Below are 19932 nucleotides of genomic sequence, written 5' to 3'. Positions count from 1 at the left end.
AGTCTCTAATAAAATAAAAAATTAATAATTATACAGCGTAACTTGCTATACGATGAGCTATATCTTGAGAGAAATAGGGAACCTGCATACCCGTATAACGCAATTCATCCCCTGGCTCAAGCTTGGCTTGGCTACCTGTAAGTATTACCTGAAGTGCTTTATGCTTTATAAGACGGTTGAGCAATAACTTGCCCATTGTTTTATAAGCAGGGTTTTGTGTTTGATTATAGAGTTGATGTGCTCTTGTAAGGCATATAAGTTCTTCTTTAACATTAACATGCTTATTTTTTAATACCTTAGCAACACAAACTACATATCCAGACTCTAGACTATATGACAAACTGTTACTAGTATTATTAGCCGCGCTTAAAGCTAAAGCTCCAGCATAATGAAGAATCAACTGTTGCAAAGCAGGTGTTGCATGATAACAGAGCAATGTATGTAAATAACTTATGATAGTATATCCTCTTACATTTTGTGAAAAAACACTTTGAGTGTTTTGTAAAAAAAGCTGCAAAACTTCAATAGGCAAAGGGCCTTGTTGACAGAGTAGCTCTAAAGCGGGTGTATTATGAGCATTATTAAGAGAATCAGCATCTGCTCCATAAAACAGCAGCCATTTAATTATACCAAGAATATCTTCTACTTGGTGTGGAAAATGTCTTTGTATAGTATGAGTAACACAATGAAGAAGTGTATTGCCTTGAGCATCTTTAAAAGACACTAAAGCAGAATCTGCACTTAAAAGCGCATTAAAGATATCACTGTGAACACAAAGTGTACTTAGATAGGTATGCATTAATGTCCGTCCAGATTCACTACACAAACGGAGTGATGCTCCATTTTGTAACAACAGCTGCACTAAAGGAACATCATCATGATTACGCCCTTTTAAAAGCAGTTCTAAAGGAGTTTCGTGCTTACTGTTTTTACTGTTTATATCTGCATGTGCTTTAAGTAGTAGCTCTGTTAAAGTAAATGCTTGTTGCGGTTGCATAACTGAAAAATGAAGTGCCGTATTACCATGCTCATTACGAGCTTGCATATTAACAGCTTGTTTAGCTATGTTTTGATAAAGTAATAATCGTGTTTTAGTTTTATTGCTTTTTTTTAAGGCTAAATGTAGCGGCAAGTAACCATACCTATCAAATACCATACAATTACAGTTTAAAGAGACAAGTATTTTAACGTGCTTAGCAAGACCATCTTTTATTGCGCAATGCAAAGGAGTTCTACCTGCTACATCTGTAGCATCTAAGCCATCTTGAGATGCTGCTTTTAGCACAGATTTAAACACATTCATCGAATTAGCATATTGAATTGCTAAATGAATACCATTTTTACCATAAACATCTTGTATATCAGAATCAGCACCCGCAGAAATTAAGAGTTCTACTATTTCTGCATATCTATTTATAAGAGCCCAATGGAGTGCTGTACACCCCTCGCTATCAACTTCATTAACACTAGCACCACGATCAAGCGCTGCTTTCAATTTAGCAACATTACCCTTTTGGGCAGCTTTAATAAGCTCTTCATGAGTTTCAACACTCTCAAGACTAAGACGTGGTTTTTTAAAGATTGGGCTATTACTTTTACTATCCATAGACTGCATGCTGCTAGGCACCATAAAGAAAAAAAGAAGAAGAGAGCGTTTCATGAAAAACCTTATTGATTATTATTTAATTATAATTATCAATAATATATAAAATTGAAATAAAGTCAATAGGAGTAGTTGCATCAATAAAGGTAATGGCCATTTTAAAATTAACAGTGGTATAGCAACAAATAAGTCCTATACACCTTTTATAGTAAACTTTGTTGTGATATCTCCTCCGCCTAAAGGAAGAGGCTTCTCGCTTCATAGGCTTGCACCAATAGATGAAGCTAAACATTCTTTTACTAGGGTTAAAAAATCTTAAAGTAGCTTTTAACGAGCATCTTGTATACTAGAGCCCTTAGACCCTTCTGTGTAACCAGTTTGGATGAATCTACGCCAGCAAGCTCGCACAATTTTTGAACTACTTGAACAAACTCGCGACCTCGGGGTACAACACCATTGTTCATATAAGCAGTTAAACTTACAAAATAACTACAACTAGCTTTACGATTGCATGCCAATATTTCACTGTTTTTATACAAAAAAGCTTCATGTTTTTTACACTGAGGACAATCAGCTGTATAATGATCACCTTATCGATAAGATTAAGGTCATTAAATACAAGCCTTTTATCAAGGTACGGCAACATAGATGTTTGATAAAGTTGCAATAAATTCACAAGGTTCTTTTAATGTTAAGAGAATATGCTTTATAAAATATGTTGTATAATAACGTAAATTTGAGCGCTAGACAAGCTTAAATTACCTGTTTAAGTTTTAGCATTTTATCATTAATTTTACAACTACTACAGCTATTTTCAAACGCATTGTATACTGCTTTAATTTAAATTAACACATTTCTAAAACTCTCAAGCTTAAAAGAAAATACTGTTCTTTAGCGGCTTTGTCTTGGCTGTCTCTCTACAAGCAATTGTATTGTTTTTTCTTTGTTTTGTTTAGTTGTATCAGAAACAATCATATCCTGGGCATAATCAAGCGCTGTTTTACCATAATTGTCTTTAAGCAGAGGATTAGCGCGACATTTCAGCAATAGCTGTACTGCTGTACTATTACCTATTGATGCTGCCCAATGAAGTGGTGTAAAGCCATCTTTGTTTACACTATTTACACCAGCACCTTTTTCAATTAATAGCTGCATTATTTCTGTGTTATCCCAGGCATATAAAAGTGGGGTATCTCCATACTTGTTTACAGGATTAATAGGTGCCTTAGCTGCTAATAACATGTGTATTATTTTGCTATTACCTTTAAATACGGCGCAATGAAGTGGAGTATCTTTATTTTCATCTTGGGCACTAACATCTGCACCTTTTTCAAGTAAGAGCTGTACTAAAGGCCTATTATTATCCTTTACTGCTGCATGCAAAGGCGTAGTAATGTCAGTGACTTTACTATTAACAGGACTCTTGTGGTTAAGCAACAGTTTTGCCATATTAAACCCATTTTTTGACTTTGACACGCATGCAAGCAACATACGATTAGACCCTCTATCAAGCACAGTAACACTAGCTCCATTATTTAAAGCTTTACGTGCTTTAACTACATTGCCATTTTTTACAGCCTTTACTAATTTTTCATTAGCAGGTAATGCTCTAACAGATAGAGGTTGATGTATTAAAAATATAAGTACATAAAAATAAACTAAATACTTTATGTTCATATTTCCTCTAATCGTTTGCTTGTGATTCTATTTTTTACCTAGCCCTTACTAGCAAGGCTACCTTTAACAAAGAAATTCATTAACTTTTGATGGTATAAAGGTATAAAGGCTTCAATAAAATTTTCCCCAATTTTAGCCTTTTGGCTTATCTGTTAGTAATCCTATAATTGTATTAAATGCTTGCTCTTTTTTTAGATCTCTTCCAAAAGAACGAGCTGTCATTTCCATTGAAGTTTTACCTAATTCTAACGCCCGCAATGCGTCTTGCTTATCTTGTTGTGTATAATTACTGTGAGCTAAAAGAGCCTCAACAACTAAAGGATGTCCTTCATTGGCTGCTATTTCCAATGCTGTTTGAGTTAATCTTGGTTTTCCTGGAACAGTAGCTCGTATTGTAGCGTTAGCTCCATTTTCAAGCAATAGCTTTACTAGATCAGCCCTATTAGCCCTAGCTGCTTCGGTAAGAGCATATTCAACTTTATCAGGATTTCCTAAGCCCAATTTATCACTAGCTCCTAAATCTTTTGATCTATAGGCAGTATTAGGATCTATACCACCTTTAAGCAGTAGAGAAATTAAACCAACACTTGCTGATGGTATAAGTCTTAAAATAAAATCATCGCCAATCTTTGCTTTAAAAGCATCTATTATTTTACTAGCATTCTCAGGCTTTTCTAAAATAAACTTAAAATCTTTATCCATAAAATACTTAGACAACGGAATTATTTCATTTTCTTGTCCTTGAGATCTCTGTATATTCTGTTGTACATAAAGAGGATAATGATTAAAATCTTGTATATCACTTAAAACCTTTTTGACAAGTAAGGTTTCTTTCGCTATTGGCTTATCTGTTAGCAATTCTATAATTGTATTAAATGCTTGCTCTTTTTTTGGATCTCTTCCAAAAGAACGAGCTTGTATTTCCATTGAAGTTTTACCTAATTCTAACGCTCGCAATGCGTCTTGCTTATCTTGTTGTGTATAATTACTGTGAGCTAAAAGAGCCTCAACAACTAAAGGATATCCTTCATTGGCTGCTATTTCCAATGCTGTTTGAGTTAATCTTGGTTTTCCTGGAACAGTAGCTCGTACTTTAGCGTTAACTCCATTTTCAAGCAATAGCTTTACTATATCAGCCCTATTAGCCCTAGCTGCTTCGGTAAGAGCATATTCAACTTTATCAGGATTTCCTAAGCCAAATTTATTACTAGCTGCTGAATCTTGTGATCTATAGGCAGCATTAGGATCTATACCACCTTTAAGTAATAAAGCAATTAAACCAACACTTGCAGCAGGTATAAGTGTTAAAATAAAATCATCACCAAACTTTGCTTTAAAAGTCTCTACTATTTTGCGAACATTTTCAGGCTTTTCTAAAATAGCTTTAAATTCTTTATTGATAAAATACCGATATAGGGGTATTATAACCTCTTTTCTGTCTTGCTTTGCAGAGAAAGGAGAAAAACCATAAGGGTTAAGAGTTTGTATATCACTTAAAACCCTTGTCATAAGTATTTCTTCTTTTAAAACTTGAGGCAGCTGCAGCAGCTCTGAAAACTCAGCATTATAGCTTGGATTACTATCCATAGCACATATATTAACTGTTACAAGTAAAATTAATCCTAAATATTTTTTCATAATAACTCCTTTTTATATTTTTTAAATAATTTAATTTAATTATAGCAATAATATTTTAAAATAGTCAATAAATAACTCCAGTTGCTTATTAGAGCTACCATTTTATAGAAGTAAAGCTAAAGCTTTATTTTACTATTTTTACTGTTTTTTATAAATTTAACTCCTTTTCCTTTAGCCCTTACAATGAAGGTGCTCTTAATAAAAAACACCTTCCTTCTTTTATTTTGTGCTACATTTATAAACTTTTACTGTATTCAGCTATAAACTGGGCAAGCAATTGCTTTTGCTGCACATTAAGTTGCTGTTGAAAATTTTCTTCAAGTAATAGTAGCGGATTAGCAAAACCCTAAGATAACAATGTTTCAACCACTTTATCTTTTTCACCTCATTCCATTCCAATGAAATGCTAAGCTATTATAATAATCCTGCAGCTTGAGGTTTTAACTCTGTTTGTACTGAACCATCAGGTTAAGTAACAGCTTTTTTCTCTTCAGTTACTAATGGCTGTAGAGAATTACGCAAAGAGGAAAACCTTCTCTATCTAGTTGGATTGTTATCACTCAATGCCCTATATATTACTTCTAAGCAAAGAAATCACTTCATCAAAGCGTTTTATTTGGGGAGAGTCTGGCCATGTTCTTTTTAATAAATCATTGTCTGCGGTAACTAATATAAGGGCCTCAGATCTATCATCTTTGGTAATAGCAGGGTGAGATAATAATGCTTTAACTACTTCTGAATTTCCTTTTTGAGCAGCTAACTGCAAAGCAGTCCTACCTGCAGATTTACCTTCAACAGTAGCTTTAGCTTTAACATCTGCTCCATACTTAAGTAAGAGCTTTACTATATCAGGTCTATTTTCTCTGGCTGCTTTTGCAAGAGCATAATCAACACTAGGAGCAGTGTCCCACGGCTTTTGTGATCTTGCAATATCCTCAAATTGATAAGGTGCGTTAGGATCAATACGACCTTTAAGCAATAGATCAATAAATTCAGCACTAACATGTGGTATAAGTTGTAAAATAAAATCATTTCCTAATTTGGCTTTTAAAGCATCTACTATGTCACGTGCATCAAAAGGGTTGTCTAAATTAGCCTTAAATTCTTTATTAGCTACATAATTATTAAGCGAAGAAAGTAATACTTTAGCTTTGTCATTTACAAAATTAGGCGCAATCAGGAGAGTTTTCGGCTCAATAGCCCCTATGTCATTCAAAATACGCTTCTTAAGAATATTGGCTTTTAAGTTGTCATCAGCAAGCAAAAATATCATTTCATCAAGGCGTTTTATTTCGAGAGAGTTTGGCCATGTTCTTTTTAATAAATCATTGTCTGCTGTAACTAAACTAAGAGCCTTAGATTTATCATCTTTGGTAATAGCAGGATGAGATAATAATACTTCAACTACTTCTAGGTCTCCTTTTTGAGCAGCTAATTGCAAAGCAGTCCTACCTGCAGATTTACCCTCAACAGTAGCTTTAGCTTTAACATCTGCTCCATATTTAAGTAAGAGCTTTACTATATCAGGTTTATTTTCTCTGGCTGCTTTTGCAAGAGCATAATCAACACTAGTAGTATCCCACGGCTTTTTTGATCTTCCCTCATCCTCATATGGATAAGGTTCATTAGGGTTAATACCACCTTTAATCAGTAGATCAATAAATCCAGCACTAACATAAGGTATAAGTTTTAAAATAAAATCGTTTCCTAATTTAGCTTTTAAAGCATCTACTATTTTACGAGCATTAACAGGATTGTCTAAAATAGCTTTAAATTCTTTATTAGCTATATAATTATTAAATAAAGAAGGTAATGCTTTAGCTTTCTCCTTTACTGAACCAGGTAAAGTTAAGATGTCAGGTCGATTAGTTGAGAGTGTATCTAGATTAATAGACTGTATGTCACTCAAAATACGCCGCATAAGAATGTCAGCTTTTAAAGGTGCAGGAAGTTGTTCAAAATCGTTAAGCTGATTGGAAGTCCCTTCGTTTGAGATAGGATTCATAGGATAGACATTACTTGTAATGAATGGTAATATAACTAGTAATCTTTTCATGATAACCTTTTTATTTAAGAAGCGTTTAGTGAATTATTATATGTTTTAGCATAAACTATATATTGACTTATCTTTGAGGCTATTCCAGCTGACAGCTGATCTGAAACAATGCCCTGCCTACTTATTATACTCCTGCCAGGTAAAAGATTAAATTTTTCTTGCAATAGACGTTCAATCTTCTGATAGAATTTATCTTCAATTTCAACATACTTTGCTTTAGTTAGATAGACGAACAGACTGTTGTTTATTTGCACTATGCGTTGGTATAGGTGAAAGAAGCATTTCTACTAGATTAGGAAATCCTAATTTAACCTCTTTATCAAGCGTTTCTCTAGAGGGCTTTGTATGGGCCTCTCGATAGGGCATTAAAATATTTGCTAACGGTTGATTCCATTTTTTGGCAAGATCAAGAATAGATGTGCCTTGAACATCACGCGCAAAAGGGCCTGCGCCTTCTTCAGAGATTTTTTTGGTAATAGTTAATCCATCAGCACTAGGAAAAATAGCTTGTAACTGCAATGTACCCAGTGATAATTGAAGCTTTTTCGCCTGTATTAAACTGTTTGAATTGACCTCGGCAGTAGGCCTTTCTGGTCTTAATAGACGTAAATGTTGTAGTGACCTGACATCTATACCAACAGCAGTACCTCGGTTCATACCTTTACTAATAGGTAAAGAAAATACTAAAAGTAAACTGTCCAACCATTTTTGCATAACACCTCCATCCTTATTATAATTATTTTTCTATCTTAATTATAACCTTAATTATAACAAAATTATTTTATAGTAGTCAATAATTATTAATATCGCTTGTTTTAAAATATATACTAATCCTAGCATTGTGCTACTAATTGAAATTTTTCTGCTATTTAGTGTTTATAGGACAATATACAACAGACCATTTTACGAATAAAGTCTAATGAGGGTACACTTAATGTATTATTTAATGGTTGTTGAATCTTGAGATATAGCTTTAATGGTATACATAAGAGCATTACGCCTTTTATATGCAAGGGTTGTACGTCGTTCTTTTTGTATATTAGTTGTATAGTCTTTAGATATTTTTTCTATTTCTGGTTCACCTTGTACATTATCAAAAGCGATTTTACCCTACTATTTTTAATAAAAGGATCTGCACCAGGATCGAGCAATAACTCTGTGATATCTCCTCCACCTAAAGAAAGAGGCTTCTCGTTTCATAGGCCATAGCTTCAGGTGAAGTCTTACAAGCCTCGACGGGTACCAGATCATGTCGTTATGATCTGGGGTATACCTAGCCGCCTTTAACTTTTCTATACCTTGCTTTTTAATATTTAACGCAGCATTAGTATCTCTTGATACTTTCCAACCACAAGTGCAACTGTATATTCTTTTATTGAGTGGCATCTCTTGTAAGTTACCACAAGCAGTACATGTTTTAGTTGAAGCATAAAGCGATCAATTTTCTTAAAGCATTTACCTTGAGCTCTTTTATACTAGTTGGTTCACTAGATATGTGACATAACAGTGAAGCATAATACTTACCACTAGCTGCCTTAGATACATACACTGTTTTAATTGTGCCTTCATAAAGACGATGGAGCACTATGCTTACCCAGCCCACTTTAGGCAAGTATATTTTATTGTCTTTACTTTAACACGTTGAGGGTACGCAATTGATTGCTCTCTATGCTTATTTTTAAATTGAGGGAAGCGAGCTCTTTGGCTAAAGAAGTTTTTAAATGCTGTATCTAAGCGTATAGTAGATTGCTGTAAAGCTTGGCTATCAGCTTCTTTAAGCCACGGATATTCTTCTTTTAAGCCAACTAGGCGTTTAACAAGGTCATATTTTGAGATATGCTTTTTGTCTGCAGCATAGACCTTTTTATAGTATTGTAACGCTCTTCAGCTTTTTTATCATAGCGTAAATAGTTGCCTTGGACAGTACTTTGTAAATGTTCCACAGTCACTGTTTCATAGAGTTCTTTTGTAGCCTGCAGAACTGAAAGAGCTTGTCTGGCATCACCGTTTGCCATACGTACTAGCCAAGCCCGTGCTTGATCATCAAGTGCGTAGCCACTTCGCTTTATTATTTGAGCCATTTCCTCTTCAGTTAATTCTTTTAGAACAAATACTTTGCAACGAGAAAGCAATGCAGGAATAACTTCAAAACTTGGATTTTCAGTTGTAGCACCGATTAGCACCAATTGTCCTGATTCTACATAGGGCAATAAAAAGTCTTGCTGTGCCTTTGTAAACCGATGAATCTCATCTAAAAAAAAGCACCCGGATTTTACCATCTGATTTTTTGTCTACTATTTTGCGTATATCATCTTTGCTTGCAGAGACAGCTGACAGCTCATAATAGTCCACATCATCTAGAGCACGAGCATAGATTCGTGCTAATGTAGTTTTACCTACACCTGGTGGACCCCAAAGAATAAAGCTAAAAACATACTTTTTTCTATAGCAGTACGCAAAGGTTTACCAGGACCAACTAAATGTTGTTGGCCAATAAACTCATCTAAAGTAGTTGGCCGTAGTTGTGAAACTAATGGTTTCATTAGAGACCTTTCTGATAGAATTCTTAAGCTAGAGCTTTATTTTATAGTCATAGCCTAGAACAACAACAAAATAGAGTATAGTACAGTATATAACCTTTAAATATTGACGTTTTTTTCATTGTCATTACAGTAGTATATAAACTCTTATACTATTTAATTATTACAAACTACTTATGAACTATCTACTCTTCATTTTTTCAATCTTGCTAACAGTAGCCAAAACAACCTATGGAAATCAAGTAGCAGACGAAAAGCTACAAGAAGGGCTAACTTTAGGCAATAGACAACAAGTAGAAGAGGCTCTTAAGGAAGGAGCCAATCCAAGTGGTATACTTAACCATCCATTTCATGGAAATTTTACTATGCTCACGTGGATACTTGAAAATGAAATTGATATTATAGTATCTGAAAAGGTTATGCTAGTCCACTTATTACTTGACTATGGTTCAAATGTTAATGTAAAAAACAGAACCGGTCAAACAATTCTGCATATAGCTATAATGCGAGGAGACAAAGGTTTAGTTCAGCGAATAATCTCCTTAGGCACATACATTAATATGCAAGATAGGGCTGGTTGTACACCTTTAATGATAGCCGCACGCAATGGCTATAAAGATATAGTAGAGCTTTTACTTTCTTTGGGCGCTCATCCTATGTTAAGAATGAATGATGGAAAAACAGCTTTTGATCTAGCACAACCAAGAACAGAAAGAGTTCAAGGTGAACATTTATTTGAAAAACAAAGACAACAAAATATAGTAGAACAAGACTTTAAATCAATACAAACTATAATAAAACAGTATGAACAAACAGGCTATTTGGGGCTTAGTATTCTTGTAGGTTATACACCTTTAGATATACCTATTTTACCAAAAGATATACTAAATAGCATTGCCTATTATATTGGCCTTAAAATTCGTAGACCTCTCTAATAAAGAACAGTCTCTAAGATAAATCTACCGTTATCCTTAAAACAATCTCCCACTAGTTGCTATTTTAAAAAGTAAACTCCAGCACACTCTAGTAATTATTTGCTCTACTCTATCACGGATGACTTTTTATTTAAAATGCACTGGCCCTTCATAGTATTTATCTCAATAAAAATTATATACAATATTATTTTAATTATTGCATATTTGTCAATAAATATGATAATTTTAACTATAGAACAGTTAAAAACAATACCCTTTATCTTACTCAAAGGATCTTTTATGAACTTTTTATTGTATTATACCCTAGTTATCATAACTACAGTTAGCTTAATTCCGGCATTTACACTTTCTGGGCCTGCTGATGATGCTATCCTTTCGAATGCTGTAAGGACCAGCGAAAGTAACGTAAATAGTGTAGAAAAAGCTACAGAAGCTCTAGAAAAAGGTGCTGATATAAATAAAAGTATATATAATACCAGCATTGGCTTAGTTCCTCTATTATTGGATGTACTTTTTAAAAAAAGTGATAGATCTCGAAAAATAGCTTATTTATTGCTTGATAAGGGTGTAAATACACAAGTAAAAGATAGAGAGGGGCGCACAACGCTCCATTATGCAAGTTTAAATGGCAATACGCAGTTAATGCAGCGACTCCTAAACTCCAATACTCTCAATCAGGTTAATGCTCAAGACAAAGAAGGTTATACCCCTTTAATGGTAGCTGTAATTAATGGATATCCGGAAATAGTCCAACTTCTTCTTTCTAAAGGTGCAACAATCAACCTAAAAACAGCTGCTGGTACTGATGTTTTTGATTTGTTTAGAGAAGTACAACCACAATCAAAAGCCAATCAAATAAAAAAAGTATTACTAGAAAATCAAGGTACATACCTTGGCTTAAGTGCTCTTTCAGGTTATTCAGCTTCAGATATACCAGCATTGCCAAAAGACATAGTAACCCTTATTGGAGGGTATGTTGGCTTTAAACCAAGGTAATAAAAGACAACCATTTTATTCCGACTTTCACTAGGAGATATGTATGAAACATTTTTTATATACAGCAACACTTATAACGGTATTTGGCCAAATTTTTGGAGCCAATCCTCAAGCTGATCAACAACTTATAAAAGCAATAAGAGCTATTGATGTAGAAGCAGCAAGAAAAGCACTTGACAGTGGTGCAGACATAAACACAACTTATCAACTTTTTTCTCACTCAGATAACCGTCTACCACTTATATCAGTCGTAAACTTTAGAAAACCGGAAAAACGAGCAGATGCTGCTGCATTAGTACAATTATTAATAGAACGTGGTGCCAACCTAGAAGATACTGACTTGAGCGATAAACGTACTGCTTTACATGATGCAGCTACAGATGACAATATGACTCTCGCACAACTTTTGGTTAATAAAGGAGCTGGTCTAAATCCACAGGATCGTAATGGCTATACACCACTTATGCTTGCTGCACAAACAGGTAGCCAGGAAGTATTTAATTTTTTACTCTCAAAGGGAGCTAATGTCGCTAAGAAAAACAAAATGGGTCAGACAGTCTCTGGTGTACTAAAACAGCAAATAGGTGTACGTCCTCCAGAATATACAACTACACATCAACAGATGTTACAAGATCTAGAAGCTTATATACAAGGGCAGCACCTTGGCATGAGCGCTCTTACAGGACGCACAGCATCATCTATACCCGAACTACCAAGAGACATAGTAAAGGCTATTGCGGGATATGCTGACTTTACTTTAAATCAAGATAATAAATAACAGTAACTATTTAATAACTAACAGCACAGAAAGCTCTCACTTGAGAGCTTTCTTGGTATATTTACCTAATCTCTTGCAATTATAAACGCTTTAGTCTAGGTATAAGTACTATACGACTTTGTAGCATTAAAAAGGACAGCTTATGCATACTGATTATATTGAGCTCTTAAAAAAATATGTACGACTGGCTAATTATATATCTGCAAGTCAAATTTATCTTCAAGATAATTTTTTACTTGAACGACCATTGGAATTTAGCAATATCAAGCCACGATTACTAGGACATTGGGGCACAGTACCAGGTATTAACTTTACCTATGCTCATTTAAATTACGCTATTATTAAGCATAATATTTCTATGCTTTTTGTTTTAGGACCTGGTCACGGATTTCCTGCTTTGCAAACTAATCTATTTTTAGAAGGCACTTTGCAAAACTTCTATCAAGAAGCTACTCAAGATGCAGCAGGACTGGCATACATCGTTAAACAGTTCAGCTGGCCTTATGGCTTTCCTAGTCACACTAATCCTGGCACACCAGGGGCTATACTTGAAGGTGGCGAACTTGGCTATAGCCTTTCAACAGCCTATGGCGCAGTACTTGATAATCCAGACCTCTATGTTGCTTGCTTAATTGGTGATGGAGAAGCTGAAACCGGAGCACTTGCTGCCTCATGGCATTTAAATAAGTTTGTTGACCCACGCAAAAATGGCGTAGTACTTCCAATTTTACATCTTAATGGCTATAAAATTTCTGGACCAACCATTTTTGGTCGTATGAGTAACCGTGAACTTACAAAGCTTTTTCAAGGATACGGTTACCAACCAATAATCGTTGAAGGACCAGAAATATACACTAAAATGGCCCAAGCATTAGACCTATGGTATACAATAGTACAAAAGATTAAAGCATCAGACTATAACCCAAAAAAGCCTTTTATATCGTTACCGATGATTATTTTAAAAACGCCTAAAGGCTGGACTGGCATTAAGCGCTTACGCGGCAAAAAAATAGAAGGCAATAATTTATCCCATCAAACAGTTATACCTGATGTACGCACTGACAAGGTAGAATTAAAAGCACTTGAGCAGTGGCTGCGCTCATATAAAATAGATGAACTGTGGAGCTCCACTGGCATACAAGCAGAGATTAAAAAAGTTATTCCACCACAAAAGCTTTGTATGGGCACTAATAATCATGCTTACAGCGGTAGAATATACAAAAAGCTTACGCTTCCCGATGCTCAAAATTATACAGATCACCTGCTTATGCCGGGTGAAAAGACAAGTAATAGTATGCATAAAGCAGGTAGCTATTTACAAGAAGTTATAAAGCTTAATCAAAATTTCAGGATAGTATCGCCTGATGAAATTTATTCAAATAAGCTTGACGCAGTGCTAAAAGCAACAAGCAGAGCTTTTATGCTACCTATAAAATCATGGGACCAAGATTTAGCACCTGACGGCCAAGTTATTGAGATGCTCAGTGAACAATCTCTTCAAGGTCTCATACAAGGCTACGTACTGACCGGACGCCATGCCCTTTTTGCCTCATACGAAGCTTTTATAGAAATTGTCAGCAGCATGGTTCAGCAGTACATTAAATTTGTTCGTATTGCACAAACACTGCCTTGGCGCGGTGATTGTGGGTCGTTAACGTATATTCTGTCCTCATCTGGGTGGCGTCAAGAGCATAATGGTTTTTCTCATCAAAATCCTAGTTTTATTAGTAGCTTACTTCAACTTCATGCTCCTTTTGTTCAAGCTTATTTTCCAGCTGATAGCACAAGTACTCTTGTAGCTTTGCATGAATGCCTAAATAATAAAAATAGTATCAACATTATTGTTGCAGGTAAAACTGAAGAATTTTTATGGTTAACTCCTGAGCAAGCGCAACAAAGCTTAAAAAATGGGTTTTTAGTGTGGGATTTTGCAAGTGATACAAATCCTGACATTGTTTTGTGTGGAGTTGGTGACTATATGACCAAAGAAGCACTAGCAGCTATCAGTTTACTTAAAAAAGAATTACCAAGCTTACGCTTACGCTTTGTAAACTGCAGTAAACTTTCGGGCTTAAATAAAACCGGTCCTTACCTATGTTCACCTGACCAATTTAGCTTTTATTTTACCCCAGATAAACCCGTGATTTTTAATTTTCATGGGTACCCTGAGCTCTTTAAATCTATGTTATTTGAGCATGGAAGTTCTAAACGGTTTACTGTTCGTGGTTATAGCGAAGAAGGCTCTACTACAACGCCGTTTGATATGCAAATTCGTAATGGTACAAGCCGGTACCATTTAGTGCTTGATGCTCTACGTGTTGGAGCTCAAAATGGTAACATAAACTCTAAGCAAGCCCAAGAATTGTCCCAAAAATACAATCAAAAAATAAGTGACTTTACCAACTATATTTTAAAATACGGTATCGATCCTAAAGAGGTTACTCAGTGGCAATGGCAAAAAAGTACTTAATAATTAATATTGGTAGTACATCGAAAAAATATAGTCTTTTTGCTGACACTACTCTTGTAGCTCACTTTGTATTCAAACAACAGAAAGATACCTATGCAGTGCATACTAACTCAGGTGTAGCAACTGTTACACCTGAGCAGTATCAACAAAGTATCGAGTACAGCAAAAAGATCTATGACCTTAACCCAACTGTCATAGCACTACGCATTGTAGCTCCAGGCACCTATTTCACGCAAACACGTCTTATAGATAAAAAATACGTACAAAGACTTATTGAGAACATTTCTAAAGCCTCACTGCATATAGGACCTATAATACAAGAGATCGGCGAGCTTATAAAACATTTCCCCCAAATACCTATCTATGGTATATCTGACAGCGCCTTTCACCAAACTATGCCGCAACATGCTCGTTTATACGGATTACCATTGGCTCTTGCTCAAGAGCTTGATATATATCGGTTTGGCTATCACGGGATAGCACTTCAATCAATAACACGTACGCTAAGCAAGCAAGATAATTTACCCCAAAATATAATCGTATGCCATTTAGGTGGAGGCTCAAGTGTAACAGCGCTTAAAAATGGTGTAAGTATTGACACTTCTATGGGATTTTCTCCCCTAGAGGGTGTGCTGATGGCAACACGTAGTGGCTCTCTAGATCCTGCAGCCGTACTTTATTTGGCACAGCAGCTTGCTTTAACACCTGAGCAACTCGAGCTCTTTTTAAATACACACTGTGGCACAAAAGCGCTTACTGGTACAAGCGATAGCAAATGGGTTGTTGAGCAAGCGCAAGCCGGACAAGCAGAAGCACTATTAGCCCTTGATATCTATTGCTCTACTATAACAAAATATATAGGTGCTTATATGAGCATTTTAGGACCACTACATATGCTTGTTTTTTCAGGAGGTATAGGAGAAAATTCACCCTATATTCGTGAAAAAATAACAAGACCTTTACAACACTTTGGCATACATCTTGATACCAAAAAAAATGCCACTTTTGAAACTGAAAAATATATACATGCTATCCATTCTAAAACAACTATACTCGTTAAAACTAGTGATGAAGCACAGGAGATGATAGAGACACTTATACATACAAACAATAAATAACAAGTAAAGCTAATTTAGTAGTAGGCGCCTTGATTATATAAATGCATGGTGGCATGTAGTAAATTGGCCCTATGTTGAAGCTTATTATAAAAAAGCTTTGTTGAAAGTTTTTTCAAGTAATAACAACCGATTAGTAAAACCATACTGACGAACAGTCAGGCAAGCGCATAGTTATTCTTCTTCCTTTATAGGTATTAATCTTTTTTTATCTTATCTAATTTATATTTTAATTTAACTTTAATTGCTTTAATTCCTTAAAACCAAAGAGGGCCGACAGCCATTCCACAAAAAACACTATTTACAAAAAATAATTTAAAGCCAAAGGTCCTCTTTGGTTTATTTCTATACCAACCTTCATACACATAAATAATTATACGAATAAAATATTTATGTGTGGCTAAATCTTCATAGCTTAAAAGCTTTTTTTCTGAATCTAAAGTATACTAATGCGTGGCTATAGACGCAACGAGCATTTACTACACATTGGTCCTATAGTTGCTTTACAGCGCTTGACTGATTTAGTTTATAAGTAAAAGTTTTTTGCATTATTCGCATATTTACTTAAAGCACGCACAACCCTACTTTTATTATCCGAAAGCCCAAATGACAAACAAGCTAACCAACAAAGATATACAACACATACTTACTACTTACTCGGCTAAAGAAAAAGCTCTTCTTGTAATGGATGCTATAGCTACTGAAAATACTAATGGCGAAGCTTCTATGACCTCAGAACAGCAAATGAGCATTATGAACTCCTTAGTAACAGCTGAAGATAAAGCCATATGGAATACCATACGCGAACATGCTCAAAAATTAGAAGCTACTCTTAATCAACTTATAATAGGAGATCTAACAATAAGAGAGCGCATTAATTTTATTGAAGGAATAGAGCAAGTACACACTACAGAAAAGCTATTACTTACAACTATACAAGAAATTATTGATTTAGCTCCACCAGCCTTACAACAAACTATTATTAGTCATGTTACAGCTAAAAAAGAGCCTCTCATGTCAGGACCTCTAAAGCTCATTATCAAAAAAGGCAAACCAGCACAATTAAGCTTAAGTGCTGAAGACAAATTAAAAAAATACATAGAAGAAATCAATCAAGATATCAATGCATTAGCAGAAGACCAAGTTTTACTACTTGAAGATATGGAAGAACTGTTAACAGAACAGTCTATTGACTCTTATAAAAAATCATATGAAGAACTTAAAAATGATCTTGAATCATCAATAGGCGACCCTAACTGCGATGATGACGATGAGTGCTGTTAATAGAACAGGAACTAGCAATTATAAAAGTGCTTCTTATTAAAGAAGCACTTTTGCTTTCCCTAGCAAAACTATTGCGTCTTTGACTTTTTAAGATAATTATACGCAATTATTAAAAAAACTAGGCGCAGCCACAAGGCGGGGCAAGAAAGCGTTAATTATAAATTATTGACAAATATGAAATAATTATAATACTATTAAATATATACAGCCTTATACTTAAATCAAAAGGATACTCATATGAAAAGACTACTTCTTATAACTCTCATGATAGCGCCTCTCTATACCATTAGCATGCAACAGCCATCAACTAATACTATCGACCAAAATACCGCTGAGTTGATGCAAGCTATTTCCAATGCAGATTTAAATAGAGTAAGAATTTTACTTCAAAATAGAGTTTTTATAAATAAAATTCGAGCTGATAAAGAAACAGCACTTAGCTTAGCCATTAAAAGCCTTGATAGCTCCACAATGAATACGACTCAAATCGATGATCGAGTCAAAATTATAAAGCTTCTGATAGAAGCAGGAGCTAATCCACTAATTAAAGACGGCAATGGGGAAACTCCAGCTGATTTTTTCAACAAAGTTCATCAAACTAAAGGTATAAGCTTAATTAAATTATTGCTCAATAGACAATTGCAAGACTACACCCGACTATTTCAAGAATTTGAGCAAAAGCCTACCGACACTACAATGAAAAAAGCTATAGAAGTAGGCTATAAACATCTTGTAAAACAGCTTCTTTTAAAACTAAAACCAACCCAAGCACAAATGAGCATCTATAACAAGATTGCTGCTGATAAATATAAGGCAAATCAGAGTGCAGATTACCAAGCTATAGGTCAAATCCTCAAAGAGTATGCTCGAAACAGCAAAGTAATTCCAGGACTAGGCTCAAAAGAAGAACAGTCACCTGAGCTAGCTCCCGATATAGCAACTTCTATTTTAGGATATACCGTATAATCATTCTTCAAAATATAAAAAGAGAGACCCTAATCAATAGAGGGTCTCTCTTTTTTAAACTAATAAAGATAAAGATTTACAACTCAAAATCTGTTAAAATGACCTCTCTACCAAAGCGGAGGCCTAGATGATCATACACAGATTCAAGCTCTTGAATAAACGTTTCAACCAAGCTTAATGCTTGAGGTGTACAAGTTTGAGCTTTAAGCTTTATAGCTTCTGCATACATATAACTTATTCCATAAATTGAGGCTTTGGAAATATAATCAGATACAACCGCATCAGATACTAGCGCATACGACTTTAAAGCATATAATAATGTGCCAAACTTTAAACGAGCATCAAGCGGCACACGTTCTTTGCGCGATGTGGGACTATCATCACTACCTAAATAGCTTGAAAACCAGCGCGCTACTGCTGTAACTTTTGGCGTACTAGATCCTTGAAAAAATTTAAGCGCCCATAATTCACAACAAGAAGGCACTTTTCTTAATTGAGCAGCTACAAGATGGATACCATGCCTTAGCGCTTCTTTGAACTGCTTCACCCCTGCGCTTTCAGGCTTTATAAAAAAAAGATGCCTACTTGGATCAACAACACCAAATAAAATTGTTTTTTTATTGCTTGGCAAATGATCAATATCAAGCCCAAATTGCTTTTTATCATCTACACTTAACTGGGACGCTTTTAGATAAGAAGTAAAATGCGTTGATATACGGCCATAAGTAGAAGGACATTTTTTGAGATAAGCAAATACCCTATCTGATGTATCTTGAATAATAAAGGTACCATCATTGAATTGCTGGTTTTTTGCTAAAGCCTGCGCAAAATAAAACCATACAAGTGCTTTTATATTACTCTCATACTGTTCAGCTACCAATAAATTAGAGCCTAAAGAACTATTATTACTCGTTAGGGCATAATGGACAGCTGCACCACGAACTATATTTTGAATAATAAGAGATTTTTCCGGAGCCTGAGTGTAATAAGATTCAGCTTTAACAACTATATTTTTTAATTTTGCATTGTTCAAAGTTAAACTATTTTTAAATTCAAGAGTTGATTCTTGAGCTGCTTTACTTAACTTACAATAAGGTAAAGTTAGTAGAGAAAAAATTAATTTTATTATTATTTTTTTCATATTAAACACATTCGCTTTATCAGAAGTAGTAAGTAGTTCTAATTAAATTATATACTATTTACTATAGATCTTTTTTAAAAATTGTAAAAAGCTTCCTAATCATGTGGGCAATACCATACCTTATATGCTGCGAGCATTTGAAAAAAAGACATCTCTATAAATCAAATTTACAATCTCAACAGGAAGCATTAACTGTTCTAATGGCGTATCAGAAACGCTCTCTTTTCTTTTTTCAGCATTCTGTTCTAAACGTGGCGTTGCATGTTTTAGCAGAGTATACACTAAAGCTCCCTTATAAGCCTCTTTAAATATTCTTGTAATAGCTTTGTAACTATCATCACCTGTATCTTCGTACTTTCTCTTCACTAGACTAAAATAGGGCTTAATTTCCTCTGGTCTTAAAGGCAATTTACATATTAATAGAGCCAACACCAGAGCTACATACGGTTTATTAATCATCTGATCTAAAAGCTCTTTAGTTGCGTTACTTTCAACTTGCTCTACTACTTTTAAATACTCTTTTAAAAATTGCACAGTCTCATCTTTTTGGTCCCTATGAGCTAAGTCTAATGGTGTTTTACCTTCAAAAAACCCAACATAAGGAAATTTCCTCACAGCTTCGCTATCAATTTTAATAGCAGCTGAAGGATTAACTCCTTCATTAAGGAGCATGTGTACTATTTTTGTATACCCATACAGTGCAGCTATGTGAATAGGTGCAACTGGCAAAGTT

Annotated in this window: 15 protein-coding genes and 1 pseudogene; 7 read left to right on the top strand and 9 right to left on the bottom strand. The window is 34.8% G+C overall.

Annotated elements, in window-relative coordinates; genetic code table 11:
• Positions 1 to 28: 28 nt before the first annotated feature.
• From H0X48_04150 to H0X48_04120, 7 genes and pseudogenes are all read right to left on the bottom strand, one after another.
• The gene (locus H0X48_04150) at positions 29 to 1660 is read right to left on the bottom strand and encodes an ankyrin repeat domain-containing protein (GenBank protein MBA3954483.1); all 1632 of its coding nucleotides are present in this window, start codon (positions 1658 to 1660) and stop codon (positions 29 to 31) included.
• Between the two features lie 834 nt (positions 1661 to 2494).
• Entirely contained in the window at positions 2495 to 3280 is a 786-nt protein-coding gene (locus H0X48_04145; protein ID MBA3954482.1) for an ankyrin repeat domain-containing protein, read from the bottom strand.
• A gap of 132 nt (positions 3281 to 3412) precedes the next feature.
• Positions 3413 to 4918 carry an ankyrin repeat domain-containing protein gene (locus H0X48_04140; GenBank protein ID MBA3954481.1) on the bottom strand — a complete coding sequence of 502 codons (1506 nt, stop codon included), beginning with the start codon at positions 4916 to 4918 and terminating at the stop codon, positions 3413 to 3415.
• Between the two features lie 568 nt (positions 4919 to 5486).
• Positions 5487 to 6974 carry an ankyrin repeat domain-containing protein gene (locus H0X48_04135; GenBank protein MBA3954480.1) on the bottom strand — a complete coding sequence of 496 codons (1488 nt, stop codon included), beginning with the start codon at positions 6972 to 6974 and terminating at the stop codon, positions 5487 to 5489.
• Between the two features lie 216 nt (positions 6975 to 7190).
• On the bottom strand, positions 7191 to 7688 hold the full coding sequence (locus tag H0X48_04130; protein MBA3954479.1) for a hypothetical protein: 498 nt from the start codon (positions 7686 to 7688) through the stop codon (positions 7191 to 7193).
• A 405-nt stretch (positions 7689 to 8093) separates the two neighbouring features.
• A complete protein-coding gene (locus H0X48_04125; protein ID MBA3954478.1) occupies positions 8094 to 8360 on the bottom strand; it encodes a hypothetical protein in 267 nt (88 codons plus the stop codon).
• Positions 8361 to 8779: 419 nt separating this feature from the next.
• Positions 8780 to 9517: pseudogene (locus H0X48_04120) on the bottom strand (AAA family ATPase).
• 173 nt (positions 9518 to 9690) lie between these two features.
• Between H0X48_04120 and H0X48_04115 the strand changes: the two are divergent.
• From H0X48_04115 to H0X48_04085, 7 genes are all read left to right on the top strand, one after another.
• Complete coding sequence (locus H0X48_04115; GenBank protein MBA3954477.1) at positions 9691 to 10449, top strand: ankyrin repeat domain-containing protein; 759 nt, start codon at positions 9691 to 9693, stop codon at positions 10447 to 10449.
• Positions 10450 to 10728: 279 nt separating this feature from the next.
• On the top strand, positions 10729 to 11445 hold the full coding sequence (locus H0X48_04110; protein MBA3954476.1) for an ankyrin repeat domain-containing protein: 717 nt from the start codon (positions 10729 to 10731) through the stop codon (positions 11443 to 11445).
• A 43-nt stretch (positions 11446 to 11488) separates the two neighbouring features.
• Complete coding sequence (locus tag H0X48_04105) at positions 11489 to 12223, top strand: ankyrin repeat domain-containing protein (GenBank protein MBA3954475.1); 735 nt, start codon at positions 11489 to 11491, stop codon at positions 12221 to 12223.
• 142 nt (positions 12224 to 12365) lie between these two features.
• On the top strand, positions 12366 to 14693 hold the full coding sequence (locus H0X48_04100) for a phosphoketolase family protein (protein ID MBA3954474.1): 2328 nt from the start codon (positions 12366 to 12368) through the stop codon (positions 14691 to 14693).
• Positions 14675 to 15811, top strand: a complete 1137-nt coding sequence (locus tag H0X48_04095; GenBank protein MBA3954473.1) for an acetate kinase — start codon at positions 14675 to 14677, stop codon at positions 15809 to 15811. The genes H0X48_04100 and H0X48_04095 overlap by 19 nt, the downstream gene beginning before the upstream one ends.
• Positions 15812 to 16414: 603 nt before the next feature.
• Complete coding sequence (locus H0X48_04090) at positions 16415 to 17092, top strand: hypothetical protein (GenBank protein MBA3954472.1); 678 nt, start codon at positions 16415 to 16417, stop codon at positions 17090 to 17092.
• A gap of 237 nt (positions 17093 to 17329) precedes the next feature.
• Complete coding sequence (locus H0X48_04085; protein ID MBA3954471.1) at positions 17330 to 18058, top strand: hypothetical protein; 729 nt, start codon at positions 17330 to 17332, stop codon at positions 18056 to 18058.
• Positions 18059 to 18134: 76 nt separating this feature from the next.
• On the opposite strand, the gene H0X48_04080 is transcribed toward H0X48_04085, so the two are convergent.
• Both H0X48_04080 and H0X48_04075 read right to left on the bottom strand, forming a co-directional pair.
• Entirely contained in the window at positions 18135 to 19199 is a 1065-nt protein-coding gene (locus H0X48_04080) for a hypothetical protein (protein ID MBA3954470.1), read from the bottom strand.
• Positions 19200 to 19319: 120 nt separating this feature from the next.
• The coding region (locus H0X48_04075) for a hypothetical protein (GenBank protein MBA3954469.1) at positions 19320 to 19932 on the bottom strand (613 nt) is incomplete at its 5' end.

This window comes from Candidatus Dependentiae bacterium (genome assembly GCA_013821315.1).
GTDB lineage: Bacteria > Babelota > Babeliae > Babelales > Babelaceae > JACDHA01.
This window is presented reverse-complemented; position numbering and strand designations above follow the sequence as displayed.